We start from the raw sequence: 16,358 nt of genomic DNA, 5'->3' as shown, positions 1-16,358 counted from the left end.
GGGCTCGCGGCCAGGGGGATGCCGGCGAGCGTCAGTCCCGTTTGCAGATGCGGTCCAGGAGGTTGGCGGTGGCGCGCTGGACACGCGTGTCCACATGGCCGGGACGGTCGAGCGCCGGGGACCAGGCGAAGGTGCCCGAGGCGAAGACCAGGGCGCCGGAAGGGGCGCGGTAGAGGGACGACTCCTGGTGGCGCATAGCGCCCTCGGAGTCCTCGTACGGCGAGTGGGCGAGAAGGATGCGGCCCTGGTGCTCCGGCAGCGCGGTGCGCGGGAAATAGCGGTCGGCCTCGCCCGCGACCAGGCCCTCGATCTCGTCGCCCTCGTGCGCGCCCGTCGCCTCCCACAGCCAGTGGTCGGCGTTGCGCACGACGAGGGGGGCGGGTTCGGGGACCCGGCCCGCGTACTGGATGCCGAGGAGCTGCTGTTCGGCCCCCTTGCCGCCGTCCCGCTCCCGCCAGAGGGCCGGCCTGCCGGGGCCGTGGCGCTTGCGGCAGGTCAGCAGGCGGTCCTCCACGCCGGACGGGGAAGGGCCCAACTCCACCTGCCAGTACATGGTGTTGGCGGAGAGGAAGACGAGGGACGTGCCGTGCTCGCGGGCCTGTTCCGTGGCGCGGCGCATGTTCGCCGACCAGTACTCGTCGTGGCCCGGGAAGACCAGGCCCCGGTACCGGGTCGGGTCGATGCGGCCCGCGTGCAGGTCGCGGGTGTCGGCGTACGCGAGGTCGTAGCCGTACCGCTCGGCCCAGCGGATGAAGTCGTAGGCGTGGCCCACGTGCAGGGGCAGGCCCGCGCCCGCGTACGGACGGTCGAAGGAGACCGTGTGCGCCGCCTCGCTCTCGCCGAGCAGGCGCCCCTTCTCGTCCCACGCGTGATAGAGGCTCGCGCCCGTGCGGCCGTCCTCGGGATAGAGGTTGTACGCCTGCCAGGTGATGTCCGGCAGGAGCAGGAGCAGATCGGCGCGGTGGTCGTCACGGACCGTGAACGGGACGTGCGAGCGGTAGCCGCCGACCGTGGTGAGGACCGCCACATACGCGCCGACGCTCCAGTAACTCGGGATCTGCAGACGCCAGGAGAGCCACCAGTGGTGACAGGAGACCGTGCGGTCGGCGGCGAGCGGGGGCGGCTGGACGATGCCGGAGAGGCGCGGACTCGTGGTGATCTTGCTGGCGCCGTCGCCGCCGTAGTGCCCGATGCGGTAGATGTCGACGCTGAACTGCTGGGGCGGGTCCACCGTGACGTGGAAGTCGATCGCCTCGCCGGGGGCGGCGGCGCCGGTGGAGGCGAAGCCCTTGATCTGGCCGTGCACGTCGTCGGCGGTGCGGGGGCCGTTCGTACGGGTGCGGGTGCGGGGTGCGGGGATGTTCTGCGCGCCGGGGGCCGGGGCGTGGTCGACGTACCAGGGGACGACCTGGCCCGTGTCGTCGAAGTAGTGCTCGGCGCCTCGGAGCCAGGGCAGGGGCCCTTGGCCGAAGGGGTCGGTCACGGCGTGCGCCAGTGCGCCCGATTCCCACCTGCGGATCTGCTCCGACCCCATGCGTGTGCCCCTCCCTCGCTGCTCCCCCGAGATTGCTCCGCGGTGCGGTGCGGTGCCGTGTGCGGCCCCTGCGTGGTGCCGCCGTTCGCCTGCTGCTTGCCTGCCGCTTGTCTGACGGTTCGTATGCCATACCAGCGGGCCGATCCCAGCACATCACATAACGCACGCACTCCGTCACCGTTCGTCGCGAATCGACGAGAACGGAAGGGAGCGTTCCGGGGAGTGGGGAGGGGGTGGGCGCGGGGTGGGGGGTGCGAGGGGGGTGCGAGGGGGGTGGGCGCGGGGTGGGGGTGTGGGCGGGTTGGTGGGGGTGGGGGTGCGTGACTTGGGGGGCGGGCTGGTCGGGGCTGGGGGGCCGGAGGTGGGTGTGTGTGACTCCTGGGGTAGGCCGGGGCGGGGCGGGGGCGACCGTTCGTGCGCGTGTGGCCTCCCGGGTAGGCCGCTCCGGGGCGGGGGGCGACCGTTTGTGGGCGCGTGTGGCCTCCCGGGGCCAGGCCGGTCCGGGGCGGAAGGACGACCGTTCGTGGGTCCGTGTGACATCCCGGGGCAGGCCGCGCCGGGGGGCGCGCATGGCACGTGGGGCGGGCCGGTAGGCACCGGGGAGGCCGGTCGGGGCTGGGGACGGGCCGGTCGGCACCGAGCACAGGTCGGGCCGCTCCCCGAGGCAGGCCCGGTGGGGTGGGTCAGACCAGGCGGACTGGCTTTTCCGGGCGGACGCCCAGGCGGGCCAGCCAGCCGCGCAAGGGGATGGGGTCGCCGTCCTCCACGAGGCTCAGGACGACCGGCGTGAGATCCGCCGCGCGCTCCCCGTCGACCAGGAGGGAGGGGCCGTCCAGCCAGTCGAGACCGGGGGCGGCGCCCGCCGTGTCCACGGCCGCGCAGCAGACCAGCGCCGTGACGTGATCAGCCAGCAACTCCCGTCCCGTACGCGGCGGCTGGAGCGGGAACAGCGGCAGCGTTCCGTCGTCCCAGAGCGCGTCGTCCGGGCCCTGTCCCGTGGGCGCGGGGCGAGCCGGGGCGGCGGCTTCCTCGCGGGCGATCTCCGCGGTGAGGCCCGCGGCCAGGAGACCGCCGGGGCCGTCGGTGGACTCCTCGCCGTCCTCGGACTCCTCGGCGAACAGGGGCCGCTCTTCGCCGGCCGCGGTTGTTTCAGGCGCGGCCTCCGTGGCCTCCGTGGCCTCCGCCGTCAGGTGGTCCAGTACGCGGCCCAGTGTCGGGCCCTTGGCGTCGGCTGTCGCCGGGTCGGCGCAGTGGCTGACGCCCAGGGAGTCCAGTACGCGGTGCAGGCGCGCGGCGTCCATGCGCCACTTGCGGTCGACGACCTCGTCCGGATACTCCTGCCACGCCACCGGCGCCCAGTCCGGGCCCTGCTCGGCGGGGCCGCCGTGGAAGAGGCGGGCGGCCAGCAGCGACGCCGCCTCGTCCACCGAGCCGGGCTCCTCCAGAAGGTCACAGGCGGGGCGCTCACCCAGGCGGGACGTGAAGCCCTCCGCAAGCCGGTCCCTGCGGGAGAGCTCGGTGAGGGCGGAGACGACGCCCGCGTCCAGGCGTGAGGGCCAGCGGCCCATCCGCCACGCGGGCAGCGCGACCTTGGTCAGGAGCCGGTCCCACCCGGCGTACGCCAGGCCCACCTGCTCCTGGGCGACGATCCGCACCCCGTAGTCCACGGCCTGGGCGCGCTCTGCGGCGGCCGCCGCGACCCCGCGCTCCATCTCGCCCGCATGCCCCCGGACGCTGCGCAGGAGCAGCCGCGTCACCCAGCCGGCACCGCCGAGCACCGTACGCACGAGCGGTCCGCGTCCTGGCGCGGAAGTGACCGCGACCGCGGCGTCGAGGCCGCGGATGAAGCGCCGGGCCGCGGCTATGTCGGGGTGCGCCGAGGGTCCCGTGCCGGCCACGACCGGGGCGAGCACCGCGCGCAGCTCGCCGACCCGCATCCACCACAGGAACGGGGAGCCGATGACGAGCACCGGAGCGACGGGGGCCGGACGGCGCGGGGCGGGGCGGCCGTCCCGTACGCCATTGCCCTCTTCCTTCGGGGGCTGTGGGGCGGCACCCTCCGCGGGCGGGCCGTGCGCGGGATGCGTGCGGTCCTCGAGCCAGCTGTCGCAGTCCGGGGTGAGCGCTATCGCCGAGGGGGCCGGCACGTCGAGGCGGTCGGCGAGGTCCCGCACCAGGCGGTACAGATCGGGGGCCGAGCCCTCGGTGATCGGGACGGTCGGGCTGACGGCGGGCCTGGACCGCGCGACCACCAGGGCGATGCCCGCGGCCGCGATCAGGACGAGCACGGCGACGGCCGTCACGACGCCGCGCGCGACGTCCCAACTCCCGCCGGTCATATGGCCCGTGACGCCGCCCGCGACGAGCACGACGGCGACGGCGGCGGGCAGCAGCGCGACGGCCAGCGCCCTGCTGCGGATGCGCAGCACGGCGAGCGCCTGGGACCGCGCGGACTGCACGCCCACCTCCACACCCGTACCTGACACGACCGATGTCACCCCCTGCTGCCTGCGCCGCCTGTCTCCCGGCCGGGGGCCGGGACGACGGGCGGACGGCAGCCGCCGATGGATTTGCTCACTCCCCCACTGTGGCACCCGCCACTGACATCGCAATGCCGGTGGTCTGTTTGGCTCTGGGCACCTGAACCGCTTGCGCCGCACCCTAGTTGGGGTGCCGGGCATCGTCAGCCGGATGGGCCAGCGGTCACTCGATGGAATGGCTTTGGGTAAAGGTGGATGACGGTCAGGCCCCGGATCCAGTGTCAGATCCGGGGCCTGTGAGCCGTGCGCGGGAGGCGCGCGAGTGACGTTCGTTACGCCTGCGCCGCCTCCGAGGCCGCCTTCGCCGACGCGTCGGATGCCGCGTCCGAGGCAGCCTTCGCCGCGATGTCCGTACGGTGCTGGGAGCCGTCGAGGCGGATGCGGGACAACGCCTTGTACGCGCGCTCGCGGGCCGCGTGCAGATCCGCTCCGGTGGCCGTCACGGAGAGCACTCGGCCGCCCGCGCTGACCACCGCGTCGCCGTCGCGCCTCGTCCCCGCGTGCAGGACGTACGCGTCCGGGGCATCCTGTGCCGCGACATCCCCGAGGCCCTCGATGGGGTCACCGGTGCGCGGGGTCTCCGGGTAGTTGTGCGAGGCGATGACCACGGTCACCGCGGCGTCGTCGCTCCAGCGCAGCGGGGGCAGGTCCACGAGGGTGCCGTTCGCGGCGGCGAGAAGGACTCCGGCGAGCGGGGTCTTCAGGCGGGCGAGGACGACCTGCGTCTCGGGGTCGCCGAAGCGGGCGTTGAACTCGATGACGCGTACGCCGCGGCTGGTGATCGCCAGACCCGCGTACAGGAGCCCCGCGAACGGGGTGCCACGGCGGCGCAGCTCGTCGACGGTCGGCTGGAGCACGCTCTGCATGACCTCGTCGACCAGCTTCGGGTCCGCCCACGGGAGGGGCGAGTAGGCGCCCATGCCGCCGGTGTTCGGCCCTTCGTCCCCGTCGAGCGCGCGCTTGAAGTCCTGCGCGGGCTGCAGCGGTACGACGGTGATGCCGTCCGTGACGGCGAAGAGGGAGACCTCGGGCCCGTCGAGGAACTCCTCGATGACGACGCGGTCGCAGGCCAGGGCGTGCGCGCGGGCCGCCTCGATGTCGTCGGTGACGACGACGCCCTTGCCGGCGGCGAGACCGTCGTCCTTGACGACGTACGGCGCCCCGAAGGCGTCGAGCGCCTCGTCGATCTCCTCCGGCGTCGTGCAGACGTAGGAGCGCGCGGTGGGCACCTGGGCGCCCGCCATCACGTCCTTGGCGAAGGCCTTGGAGCCCTCCAGCTGGGCGGCCTCCTCGGAGGGGCCGAAGCAGGGGATCCCGGCGTCGCGCACGGCGTCGGCGACTCCGGCGACCAGGGGCGCCTCCGGGCCCACGATCACCAGATCGGCACCGAGCCGGGTGGCGAGGGCGGCCACCGCGCTGCCGTCGAGGGCGTCGACCGGGTGCAGCTCGGCCACGTCCGCGATGCCGGCGTTGCCGGGGGCGCAGTACAGGGCGGAGACGTCGGGGTCGAGGGACAGAGAGCGGCACAGGGCGTGTTCGCGGGCACCACTGCCGATGACGAGGACCTTCACGGGCGCCAGCCTAGCTTGGCGCGGCCCGTGCCTTCGTACGGCCGCCCCAGTCCTGGGGGCCACCTCATTCGTACGTTCCTCCAGAGAGGCGGCGTGGTCCCGGGCCCCCGGGGGCGGTGGCTCAGGGTTCGTTGTTGTATTCCTCGACGATCGTCGCGCCCAGCTCGCGGACGATCAGGTCGTGGCCGGAGAGGGCCGACTCGACCAGGTCGGGGTCGTCGTCCGCCCAGGTGTCGTCTTCCGGCGAGACGTGGTCCACGACGCGTCGCTCCGGGGCCGGAGCGGGAGCCGGGGCAGGCGCGGGAGCAGCCGGTGCCGGGCCGGCGGCGGGCTGCGCGGGCGGCGGCGACTGCCGCTGCTGGTACTGCTGCTGCGGAGGGGCCGACGGTGCACCGCCCCCGTAGCTCCCCGCCGGGGGCGCGCTTCCGCCGAAGTTGCCCGCGGCGGGCGGCGGCGCCGAGCCCCCCGAGGGGTCGACGATCGCCTCGACCTTCCACTGCACCCCGAACTGCTCGGACAGCGCCTGCCGCAATACGTCCTCGCTGCCGCTGCTGGCGAAGTTGTCCCGCGCCCCCGCGTTCACGAAGCCGATCTGCAGTGTCGTCCCGTCGAAGCCCGCCACCTGGGCGTTCTGGCTCAGCAGGATCCAGGTGAAGCGGCGGCGCCCCTTCACCGCCTCAAGGATGTTCGGCCACAGGGTCCGCGGGTCGGGCCCGCCCACCGGAGCGGAGGCCGCGACCGGAGCCGCGGGGGCCGGAGCGGGGGTCGCGGCCGGAGCGGGGGCCGCCGCCGGAGCGCTGCTGCCCGCGGGCGCGGCCGTGGGCCAGCCGCCCGGCCGGGGCGCCGCCTCCGGAGCAGGAGCAGACGGACCAGAAGCAGACGGAGCGGAAGCCGCGGGAGCGGACTTCGCCGGGCCACTGCCGGGCGCCGAAGCCGTGGGCCATCCACCGGGGCGCCGCTCGCCGGACGGCGGGGCGGCGACCGACTCCGGAGCAGCCACCGGAGGACTCGCCTGAACCGGAGCCGCCGGCTCGGGGGCGGGAGGAGCAACGGGAGAGGCAGCGGGGGCATGCGCCGGCGGCGTAGAAGCAGGAGCAGGAGCAGCAGCAGAGGCAGAAACAGGAGCCGCCTGCCCCCCGCCCCGCACCGCGGCCCGTGCCGCCGCGACCCCGCCCCCCGGCGGAACCTGCGGCGCGGCAGGACCCGGCTGCATGGCCGCCCCCTGCTGCACGGCCGCATGGGCCTCGGGCCCCGGCGCGTACCCCATGGCCGGTCCGGGCCCCCCGCCCTGCGCCCCCGCCATGAAGTTGCCGCCACGCTCCAGCCGGTCGAGGCGGGCCATGAGCGAGCGCTCGTCGTCGTACGCCGCCGGAAGCAGCACGCGGGCGCAGATCAGCTCCAGCTGCAGGCGGGGCGATGTGGCTCCCCGCATCTCCGTGAGGCCTTCGTTCACGAGGTCGGCCGCACGGCTGAGCTCCGCGCCGCCGAAGACGCTCGCCTGCGCCTGCATCCGCTCCACGACGTCCGACGGGGCGTCGATGAGCCCCTTCTCCGCCGCGTCCGGAACCGCGGCGAGGATCACCAGGTCCCGCAGCCGCTCCAGGAGGTCGGCGACGAAGCGCCGCGGGTCGTTGCCGCCCTCGATGACCTGATCGACGATCTCGAAGGCGGCGGCGCCGTCCCCCGAGGCGAAGGCCTCCACCACGGAGTCGAGCAACGTCCCGTCCGTATAACCGAGAAGGGACGTAGCCATGGCATACGTCACACCGTCATCGGCCGCGGACGCGAGGAGCTGGTCCATGACGGACATCGAGTCACGCACGGACCCGGCACCGGCCCGCACGACCAGCGGGAACACGCCCTCCTCGACGGCCATCTGCTCCCGGCCGCACACCTCGGCCAAGTACTCACGGAGGGTCCCGGGCGGCACGAGCCTGAACGGATAGTGATGCGTACGCGAGCGGATCGTCCCGATGACCTTCTCGGGCTCCGTCGTCGCGAAGATGAACTTGAGGTGCTCCGGCGGCTCCTCGACCACCTTCAGCAGGGCGTTGAAGCCCGCCGAGGTGACCATGTGCGCCTCGTCGATGATGTAGATCTTGTACCGGCTGCTCGCCGGGCCGAAGAAGGCCTTCTCGCGCAGGTCACGGGCGTCGTCCACGCCTCCGTGCGAGGCGGCGTCGATCTCGATGACATCGATCGATCCCGGGCCGTTCCTCGCCAGGTCGCGGCAGGACTGGCACTCGCCGCAGGGCGTCGGGGTGGGACCTTGCTCACAGTTGAGACAGCGGGCCAGGATGCGCGCGCTCGTCGTCTTGCCGCAGCCGCGCGGGCCACTGAACAGGTAGGCATGGTTGACCCGGTTGTTGCGCAGCGCCTGCTGCAGCGGGTCGGTTACATGCTCCTGCCCGATGACCTCGGCGAACGACTCCGGGCGATAACGGCGGTACAACGCGAGAGACGACACACATACGAGGTTAATGGCGACCACTGACAACCAGGACCGCCCCAACGCAAAGCGCCCCCCACGCACCCGCCAGAGCCAACCTACCCTTGCTGCCTTCCGGCCCTGGGGGAGTTCAGTCAGATAGCGCCACGTGAGGGGCTGACGCCCACCTTAGCGGATCCCCGGGACCGGAAGCGACGCCGGAACGAACTCAGAAGCGATCTTGAGACCGGAGAGGAGACCGGGATGAGACCGGGGACGGATCTGGTTCGCGAGCACTCCTCAACGTCTTGTATTGTTTGCCGCGGAGGATTCGCCTAGTGGCCTAGGGCGCACGCTTGGAAAGCGTGTTGGGGGCAACCCCTCACGAGTTCGAATCTCGTATCCTCCGCCAGTGCCTCACCGGGCACGATGTTGAAGGGCCCCGCTGCTTGCAGCGGGGCCCTTCTCCGTTGTCCGTCTCAGTTTCCGTCTCAGTCGGCCTCCGAGCCAGCACCGGGCGCACCCGTGCTCGCGTTTCGGCACCCGGCGCCGAACGGTCGTCTCCGACTCAGCAGGCTCTACGCAGCCACCTGTTACCAACAACGGCCGGATCACGCTCGGCTAGCACGCAGATACGGCGCCTTCGCATGTGCCCAAGCACACCAGCGAGCGAGTTGCGCGCCTAACCATCGCCCGGTGTAAGGCCCTGCGGATCACCGCGTCGAGTCGGCAAAAGCGCAGCTCAGGCAAGGGTTGCGGGGCTAACCCTCACGTCCCTCACTATCAGCGCGCTGTCGGGAACCCCCGCAGTCCTTCGAAGGGGTGGAGCCCAGTCGCTCCGCCCGTGCGTGCAGTGGGCACGCCCAACTCAGAGGACGCTTGATGACCTTGTTGATGCTCGTGCTCGCCATGGTGGTCGTCGTTTTGACGCTGCTCGTGGCCTTGGCGCTCGGCACTGCGGTGCGCCTGGTCCCCACCTTGGCCGGGCCTATCAACGCCGCGATGACTGGCGTGATGATGATGCTGGCGCTGATGACCATGATCGTGGCCGCCACGCGTTGACCACCGAGACGGTACGCCCAGCGGTGACGTAGCCCTCCCTTGCTTGGGCACACGAGAGCCCCGACCCACGACGGGTCGGGGCTCTCCTCCGTCATCTGCCTCAGTCGCCCGCTGGCTGCTCCAAGAGCGCGTCTCCGACTTGTTGCGCGACCTTCCGCAGCAAGGTCCCGGTGACGTGCATGTACCGGGCCCGCATCCTGGCCGCTCACCCAAGCTCCCAGCCCATGATCGAGTCGACCGTCTCGTACGCCTGCGTCCCGAGCAGCCGCTTCCACGCGTGGAAGTCGGTGTTGGGGTTCAGGGGGCCACCGAGCGGAGACGTGAAGACGTACCCCTTGCCCTCCCAGTCGGACCCGGCGCGGGTCCGCTCTCTGTCCTGCTCCTCCTGGTGCTGGCGCAGAAGCTTGATGAGCGGATCGGGCAGCCCGATCGTGCGCCGCCCGGCACGAGACTTGGTGCTCTTGTGCTCACGCCGGATCTGCTCGCGGTGCGGGCAGTAACCAGGCTTCCGGCCACAAGACTTGGCGCCGCTGCCGTCTCAGTCTCCGTCTCGTTCAGCCCATTTCGCTCGCCCGGTTGGCCACTCACCCGGTGACCGGCTTGCGGCTCAGGCTGTGGCTCGGCGCCGTGAAGGGGTCTGCTGTTCGGTCAACCCTGTAATTCACCCCTGCCCGTGGCACACGCCTGGTAAGGGAGACAACACCAAGAGTATGGTCTCTTGTATGGCGAAGACCAAGAAGGTGACGGTGACGATCCCTGAGGATCTCCTGGACGAGATCCGCGGGGAGGCGGCGGAACGGGGCTTGTCGGCATACGTCGCCGAGGCGCTGCGCTTCAAGCGCGACCGCGACCGGCTACGGGAGCTGTCCGACTGGCTACAGGAGGAGCACGGCCCTCTCAGTGAGGACGAGCGCACGGCAGCCTTCGAGGAACTGGACGATCTCGACACCGAGCACGAGCACCGCCGCACCGCCGGCAAGCACGACGCCGGAGAGGCCGCGTGAAGAAACGGGCCGGTGAGCAAAGGCAGCGGCCACTGCGCGTCTTCGTACTCGACTGCCAGGCCCTGTCCCTAGCTGTACGAGGCGACCGGAAGATGATCGCCTGGATCGACCTCGCGGCCCGAGGCGAAGCCGAGGTGGTGACGTCTCCGATGACGTTGGTCGAGGCGTACGACGGCAGAACCACCGAGCAGCGCTGGGACTGGGTGCTCTCCAGGCTCAAGGTTGCCGACATCGGAAAGGACGAGGCGCGCCAGGCCCGCCGCCTCCTGGCTGACGCCAAGCTGCACGGCCACAAGTACGCGATCGACGCCGTACTAGCCGTCATCGCGCGACAGCAGAAGGGGCAGGTCACCGTCTTCACCTCTGACGTGGACGACCTCGAGCTGCTGGTTCCGAACTCGATCGTCGTCAAGAAGGTATGACCTGGCGCTCCGGCCTCAGGGACGCCAGCGAGGCGGCACAGCGGTCGGGCCCGAGGCCGAATTCGTGCGAGGAAGAAACCTCACTTGCGGCCACACCCTTCGCCGCCCCGAACACCGCGACCACCAGCGTTACTCGACACCCTTGAGCAATGTCCGACCTGCGGGAAGCGGCGTGGCGTGGTCGACGCCGTGCACGTAGGCCCTGCGGAAGATTTCGACGGCGAGGTCCAAGAAGAGCGCTTGGGCGCCAAGCTTCGGTCAGCTGAGGCGAGCTCAAGCGTCAGCGCAAGGCAGCAGATCGCCGACATTGCCGAGTCGGCAGCACACTCGAGCAGCGGGTCAGTGCCGCGGAGACGGCGTCGGGCGCGTCTGGACTCACGACCGCCTCGGACGCCAAGACCCTCAACCCGCACGGGTGGCAGATTCCGCCCGCCTGCCCCACATGCCTCTCAGCCCCTATTCCTGCACACCGAATTCTCGCGCACTAAACATAGTTCACTCAAATAAGCTAGATCCTCACGGGAAGTTCCCACCGAGCGAGTACTGCGAGATTTCGGCGGGGAACCTATCTGCGCACACGTCGGTGACATCCACGCATGCGCCATCAAGAACCATCCCACATACCGGGCATTGCGCGACAGGGTTCGGCTTGGCCGATCAAGGTCGGTAGCCAGTCTACGCACCTGGGAATCCGCGGGAAGTTTGGCAAGGGAAGGGGATCAGCCAGAGCGGGAGAAGTGGCTGATCATGCTGCTGGATCTACTGACTCCACATTTCGGAGGATGGTCGAAGGAGCTGGCGCGTAAATGGAATTACGAAGTCTCTGACATCAGATCGGCGATGGTGGAGGGAGCCCTGGAAGCATGGTTCTCCCAAGTAGACAGCACACCTTCCAGGAAACTCCTGGACACTATGATGGCTCGCGCGTTCACCCGGGCCCGTAGTCGACGCCACAATTGTCCGCGATCCCGATGCCGATGAAAGAATTCGCGGCGAGCGCACAGGGGCCCTACTGAAGCGAATGGGCGCCATGGAGCACGCCAGGACCTCCACGGAAGAATCCGCAGCGGCAGCCGAGGCGGAAAAGAGACGCCTGCCATCACTCCCAAACAGACGGGGCGCTCCTGGGTTGACGGAACGAATCTCTACTATCGATTTTCCGAGCTACTCCCCGAGCACATCAGCTTCAGCGGAGCGGCCAATTCAATCGGCATTTCAGAGTCACAGGCCTCACGAATGGCAAAGAAGGGCACTCCTCCTTTCCGAATGTTCTGGGTATCGCACGACAGCAGAAGGGGCAGGTCACCATCTTCACCTCCGACGTGGACAACCTCGAGCTGCTGGTCCCGAGGGGCAACCCCTCACGAGTTCGAATCTCGTATCCTCCGCCAGTGCCTCACCGGGCACGAGGTTGATGGGTCCCACTGTTCGCAGTGGGGCCCTTCGACGTTTCCGGGGGCTTTCAGTGGCACAGGACCGGGACGCGTTGTGTGGCGTTGTTTCCGAAGCCGCCTCTGTTCCATGGGGGTTCCAGGGGCTGCGTGCGGCCGGTGGTGTCGGTGGCGCGGGCCGTCAGGGTGTGGTGGCCGGGGGTCGCGGTCCATGTGGTGTGCCAGGGCTGCCAGGCCCAGCGGTGCGCGCCGGGCGGGGTCACCTCGGCGTCCGTCCAGGTGTGGCCGTCGTCGGCGCTCAGCTCGACCCGCGTGACGGGGCCGCGTCCGGACCACGCGCGTCCCCGCAGATCCACCGGTCCGCTGCGCACCACGCGTACCCGTGACATGAAGTCCGGGAAACCCGGCGGGATCAGCAGGGCGCGTGGGGCGATGCGCGTGACGGGCTCGCCGGGGTCTTCGGGGGACTGGCGGTAGCGGTACGCCACCGCCTGCTGGAAGCCGGTGAAAGGGGCGTCGACCAGTTCGATGGAGCGGAGCCATTTGACGTTCCCCATGCCGTACCAGCCGGGGACGACGAGACGCAGCGGGTGGCCGTGCTGGGGCGGGATCGGGGCGCCGTTCATCTCGTACGCGAGCAGCACGTCCGCGTCCACCGGGAGCGCCAGGCTGCGCCGGTAGTCCTGCTCCACGCCGCGCTCGACGCCGTGGTCCGCGCCCGTGAACACCGCCTCGACCGCGCCGGCCTCGACCCCTGCCCCGGCCAGCACGGTCCGCAGCGGTACGCCCGTCCAGTCGGCCGTTCCCACCGCCTCCACCAGCCAGGGCTGGCTGACCGGGCGCGGCGTCAGCCTGGCGCGGCCGTTGCCCGCGCACTCCATCGTGACCCGGTGCGTGACGGCCGGCAGTCGCCGTAGTTCCGCGAGGCCGAGGTCGAGGGGTGTGTCGACCCGCCCTCCTACGGAGAGCCGCCAATCGTTCGCGTCCGCCTCGGGGATGTACGGGATGTCGTAGTGCACCAGCACGTAATGCAGGCCCGGCGGTGTGACGTCGTGGCGCAACGTCTCCAGCGGCAGGCCGTGGTTGCGTGCCGCCAGCGCCAGTTCTTCCTCGCTGATGCCCTCACCGGCTGCGGCGACCCTTCCCGGTGCGCTTACATCGCCCATGGATGTCCGCTCCACGGCGGCCTCGCTCAGGCTCCGGGGATCCAGTGGTTGTAGATCGTGGACACCTCGGACTTTCCTTCGCCGACCGGCCAGCCGAGCCCGGCCGCCACCGGCATCATTTTCTCGCCGAACGCGTTCATGTGCTCCTCGGACTCCCAGACGTCGTAGATGTCCAGGCCGTCCTGGCTCGCCACGCACACGTGCGCGACACAGCCGTCGAAGATCTCCGGTGTCTCCTGGAGCTTCGCGTTGAGGGTGTCGTACTGGTCCGTGGTGATTCCCGGGACGGCGGCGTGCATGAAGATCGCCATGACGACTGCTCCTTGTCGAGTGACATCGAGTGATGAATCGGTTGGTGGCGTCGCGGCGCCGTGTCACGGTGCCGGGGCGATGTTCTGGTTGGCGTGGAAGAGGTTGGCGGGGTCGTAGGCGTTCTTGATGCGGGTGAGGCGGGCGTAGTGGTCCCGGTAGGTGGCCTTCACGCGGCTTTCGCTCTCGTCCTCGCCGATGAAGTTCACGTAGGCGCCGCCCATGGAGTGCGGGTGCAGCTCCTCCCAGTAGTCGACGCACCACTGCCTGATCGCCCCGGCGTTGGCCGGGTCCGGGTCGATGCCGCCGATGACCCCGGACCAGACCGCGTCGCGGTAGCCCCACGCGGTGTCCTCCTGGTCGACGCGGGCGGCGGCGCCGTCGACGGGGTAGAGGTGCATCGTCGACAGGTCGGTGGGGAGGTTCTCGGCGTACTTCTTGTGTACGTCGATCGCGTCGTCGGTGATCTGGTCGAAGAAGTCGCCGCGCCAGTACCACTGGAGGCCGGCGGGGATCAGCTCGTCGAACATGGTCTGCAGCGCCGGGTAGGGCATCGGCGCGGTGAAGTGGAAGGCGGGCGGGCCCGGTTCGCGTACGGCGGCCAGGGCGTCCTCGGCGTCGTCCGGGTCGCCGGTCCAGCACCACACGACGCCGCACATCTTCTGGCCGTGGATCTCCTCGGGGAAGGGCGGGCCCGGCGGAACGGTGAGCGCGGCGAAGAAGCCGTTCAGGTCGTCCGGTGCCTGCGGCAGGAAGTCGCGGTACCAGCGCAGGACGTCACCGGTCAGGTCGACCGGCCACACGGTGGCCCCGGCGACCACGTCACCCACCGGGTGCAGCCGGAAGCGGAACGAGGTGACGACGCCGAAGTTGCCGCCTCCGCCGCGCAGCGCCCAGAACAGGTCCGGGTGCTGGGACTCGCTCGCGGTGACGAAGCTGCCGTCGGCGAGCACCACGTCCGCGGCGACGAGGTTGTCGATCGTCAGGCCGTACTTGCGGGTGAGGTGCCCGTGGCCGCCGCCGAGGGTGAGGCCGCCGACGCCCGTCGTCGACATGATCCCGGCGGGGGTGGCGAGGCCGAAGGCGTGGGCGGCGTGGTCCAGGTCGCCGAGTTGGCTGCCGCCGCCGACGCGGGCCGTCCTCGCCACCGGGTCGACGCGCGCCCAGCGCATGGGGGAGAGGTCGATGGTGACCGCGTCGTCCACCTCGCAGAGCCCGGCGCCGCTGTGGCCGCCGCCGCGCACGGCGAGTTCCAGGCCCCGGTCGCGGACGAAGTCGACGGCGGCCATGACGTCCGCCGCGTCCGCGCACCGCACGAGGGCGGCCGGGCGGCGGTCGATCATCGCGTTGTAGATGGTGCGGGCCCGGTCGTACTCGGGGTCCGTCGGACCGATGACCGGGCCGCGCAGCGCGGCTCTCATGTCTTCGAGGGTGCTGCCGTCCATGACGGGCTCCTTGCCGAGGCGCGCACCGCTTCTCGCAACCGGCCTCGCGACCGGCCTCCCCCTGTCGGGCCGTCGGTGAGCGGTGCGTGCGCCGGCGTCCTGGCGCCCCCGTCAGCCGCGGAGCCGACGTCTTCCACCAGCCCCAGAGCTGACTTCTCCAGCGTCCCGCCGTTCGGCCATGACCGCAATTCATCGGCCGTGAGCGCGATTCCGTGACCGCGATCGATCGGCGCCGCCGCCCCAACTGACGGGGGCTGACAGGCGCTGACAGCTCCTGTCAGCCTGCCGGCCGCCCGCTGTCAGCGGCCCCCGGCATCGTCTTGCTCGTCGAGAAGGACAGGACGCAGCACAGGACGAGAGGCCCGGACAGGGCCGCGGAGGAGAACCACGATGTCGTACGCCATCAAGGCCGAGGGTCTGGTCAAGAAGTACGGGGACTTCGTCGCGCTGGACGGCGTCGACCTGGAGGTCCCGGCCGGGAAGGTGATCGGGGTGCTCGGTCCGAACGGCGCCGGCAAGACCACCACCGTGCGGATCCTGTCGACGCTGCTGCGGCCCGACGCGGGGCACGCCACCGTCGGGGGGCACGACGTGGTCAGGGACCAGGTGCGGGTGCGGGGGCTGATCGGTCTCACCGGTCAGTACGCCTCCGTGGACGAGGAACTGTCCGGCGCCGAGAACCTCGTACTCCTGGGGCGGTTGCTCGATCTGTCGCGGCGGGACGCCAAGGCGCGGGCCGTCGAGCTGCTTGAGCAGTTCGAGCTGACGGAGGCCGCCCAGCGGCCGATCAGCACCTTCTCCGGCGGGATGCGGCGCCGCCTCGACCTCGCGGCCAGCCTCGTCGGGCGGCCCGAGGTCCTGTACCTGGACGAGCCGACCACCGGCCTGGACCCGCATGCCCGCAAGGAGGTCTGGTCGGTCGTGCGGCGGCTCGTCGCCGACGGGGCCACCGTGCTGCTCACCACGCAGTACCTGGAGGAGGCCGATCAACTGGCCGACTCCATCACCGTGTTCGACCGCGGCCGGGTCGTCGCGGAGGGGCGTCCCGACGAGCTCAAGCGGCGGGTCGGCGGTCAGACGCTGCAGGTGCGGCCGACGGTCGCCGGTGACCTGGACGTCGTGAGCGGCATCCTCGCCGAGCTGACCGGCACCGCGCCCCAGCGCGACACCGACAACGGTTCGCTGACCGTGCCGGTCGACGACCCGATGCTGGTCTCCGCCCTCGTACGACGCCTCGACGGGGCCGGCATCACGGCCGACGAGCTGGGCCTGCGCCTGCCCAGCCTGGACGAGGTGTTCCTGGCGCTCACGGGCGGGGCGGCCAAGAAGGCCGCCGTCAGGTGAGCGGTCACCGCGCCGCGACCCGACTCCCCGACCGCCGCACGCAGAACACGGCCTCACGCCGATGAAGACCTCCGGCCGATGAAGACCTCACGCCGATGAAGACCTCACGCCGATGAAGACCTCACGCCGAAAAGGACCCGTC

Annotated in this window: 11 protein-coding genes, 1 tRNA gene and 1 other RNA gene; 5 read left to right on the top strand and 8 right to left on the bottom strand. The window is 71.0% G+C overall.

The genetic code is table 11. From position 1 onward, the window contains the following. Positions 1-31: 31 nt before the first annotated feature. The 5 genes from AB0M70_RS38390 to ffs form a co-directional block, all read right to left on the bottom strand. Positions 32-1,534 carry a N,N-dimethylformamidase beta subunit family domain-containing protein gene (locus AB0M70_RS38390; protein WP_365827824.1) on the bottom strand — a complete coding sequence of 501 codons (1,503 nt, stop codon included), beginning with the start codon at positions 1,532-1,534 and terminating at the stop codon, positions 32-34. A gap of 683 nt (positions 1,535-2,217) precedes the next feature. Then, positions 2,218-4,020 carry a hypothetical protein gene (locus AB0M70_RS38385; RefSeq protein ID WP_365827822.1) on the bottom strand — a complete coding sequence of 601 codons (1,803 nt, stop codon included), beginning with the start codon at positions 4,018-4,020 and terminating at the stop codon, positions 2,218-2,220. A 326-nt stretch (positions 4,021-4,346) separates the two neighbouring features. Further along, the gene (purD, locus tag AB0M70_RS38380; RefSeq protein ID WP_365827820.1) at positions 4,347-5,645 is read right to left on the bottom strand and encodes a phosphoribosylamine--glycine ligase; all 1,299 of its coding nucleotides are present in this window, start codon (positions 5,643-5,645) and stop codon (positions 4,347-4,349) included. 121 nt (positions 5,646-5,766) lie between these two features. After that, on the bottom strand, positions 5,767-8,112 hold the full coding sequence (locus AB0M70_RS38375) for a DNA polymerase III subunit gamma and tau (protein WP_365827818.1): 2,346 nt from the start codon (positions 8,110-8,112) through the stop codon (positions 5,767-5,769). 44 nt (positions 8,113-8,156) lie between these two features. Continuing rightward, positions 8,157-8,255: signal recognition particle sRNA small type (gene ffs, locus AB0M70_RS38370), an RNA gene on the bottom strand. Between the two features lie 142 nt (positions 8,256-8,397). On the opposite strand from ffs, the gene AB0M70_RS38365 reads away from it, so the two are divergent. The 4 genes from AB0M70_RS38365 (at position 8,398) to AB0M70_RS38350 (ending at position 10,561) form a co-directional block, all read left to right on the top strand. Then, positions 8,398-8,485 (top strand) — tRNA-Ser (locus AB0M70_RS38365). Between the two features lie 470 nt (positions 8,486-8,955). Further along, complete coding sequence (locus tag AB0M70_RS38360; RefSeq protein WP_365827816.1) at positions 8,956-9,135, top strand: hypothetical protein; 180 nt, start codon at positions 8,956-8,958, stop codon at positions 9,133-9,135. A 722-nt stretch (positions 9,136-9,857) separates the two neighbouring features. Continuing rightward, positions 9,858-10,139, top strand: coding sequence for a CopG family transcriptional regulator (locus AB0M70_RS38355; protein ID WP_365827814.1), 282 nt, complete (start codon positions 9,858-9,860; stop codon positions 10,137-10,139). Beyond that, positions 10,136-10,561, top strand: a complete 426-nt coding sequence (locus AB0M70_RS38350) for a PIN domain-containing protein (RefSeq protein WP_365827812.1) — start codon at positions 10,136-10,138, stop codon at positions 10,559-10,561. The genes AB0M70_RS38355 and AB0M70_RS38350 overlap by 4 nt, the downstream gene beginning before the upstream one ends. 1,462 nt (positions 10,562-12,023) lie before the next feature. On the opposite strand, the gene AB0M70_RS38345 is transcribed toward AB0M70_RS38350, so the two are convergent. The 3 genes from AB0M70_RS38345 to AB0M70_RS38335 all read right to left on the bottom strand — a co-directional run bounded on the left by AB0M70_RS38345 (position 12,024) and on the right by AB0M70_RS38335 (position 14,872). After that, positions 12,024-13,118 (bottom strand): sulfite oxidase, encoded by a 1,095-nt coding sequence (locus AB0M70_RS38345; RefSeq protein ID WP_365827810.1) that lies wholly within the window; start codon positions 13,116-13,118, stop codon positions 12,024-12,026. Positions 13,119-13,144: 26 nt separating this feature from the next. Beyond that, complete coding sequence (locus tag AB0M70_RS38340; RefSeq protein WP_365827808.1) at positions 13,145-13,429, bottom strand: hypothetical protein; 285 nt, start codon at positions 13,427-13,429, stop codon at positions 13,145-13,147. 63 nt (positions 13,430-13,492) lie between these two features. After that, positions 13,493-14,872 carry an FAD-binding oxidoreductase gene (locus AB0M70_RS38335; RefSeq protein WP_365827806.1) on the bottom strand — a complete coding sequence of 460 codons (1,380 nt, stop codon included), beginning with the start codon at positions 14,870-14,872 and terminating at the stop codon, positions 13,493-13,495. A gap of 390 nt (positions 14,873-15,262) precedes the next feature. Here AB0M70_RS38335 and AB0M70_RS38330 point away from each other — a divergent pair, with 390 nt between their 5' ends. Beyond that, positions 15,263-16,216 (top strand): ATP-binding cassette domain-containing protein, encoded by a 954-nt coding sequence (locus AB0M70_RS38330; protein WP_365827804.1) that lies wholly within the window; start codon positions 15,263-15,265, stop codon positions 16,214-16,216. Positions 16,217-16,358 lie beyond the last annotated feature (142 nt).

This window comes from Streptomyces sp. NPDC051214 (assembly GCF_040682375.1).
Taxonomy (GTDB): domain Bacteria; phylum Actinomycetota; class Actinomycetes; order Streptomycetales; family Streptomycetaceae; genus Streptomyces.
This window is presented reverse-complemented; position numbering and strand designations above follow the sequence as displayed.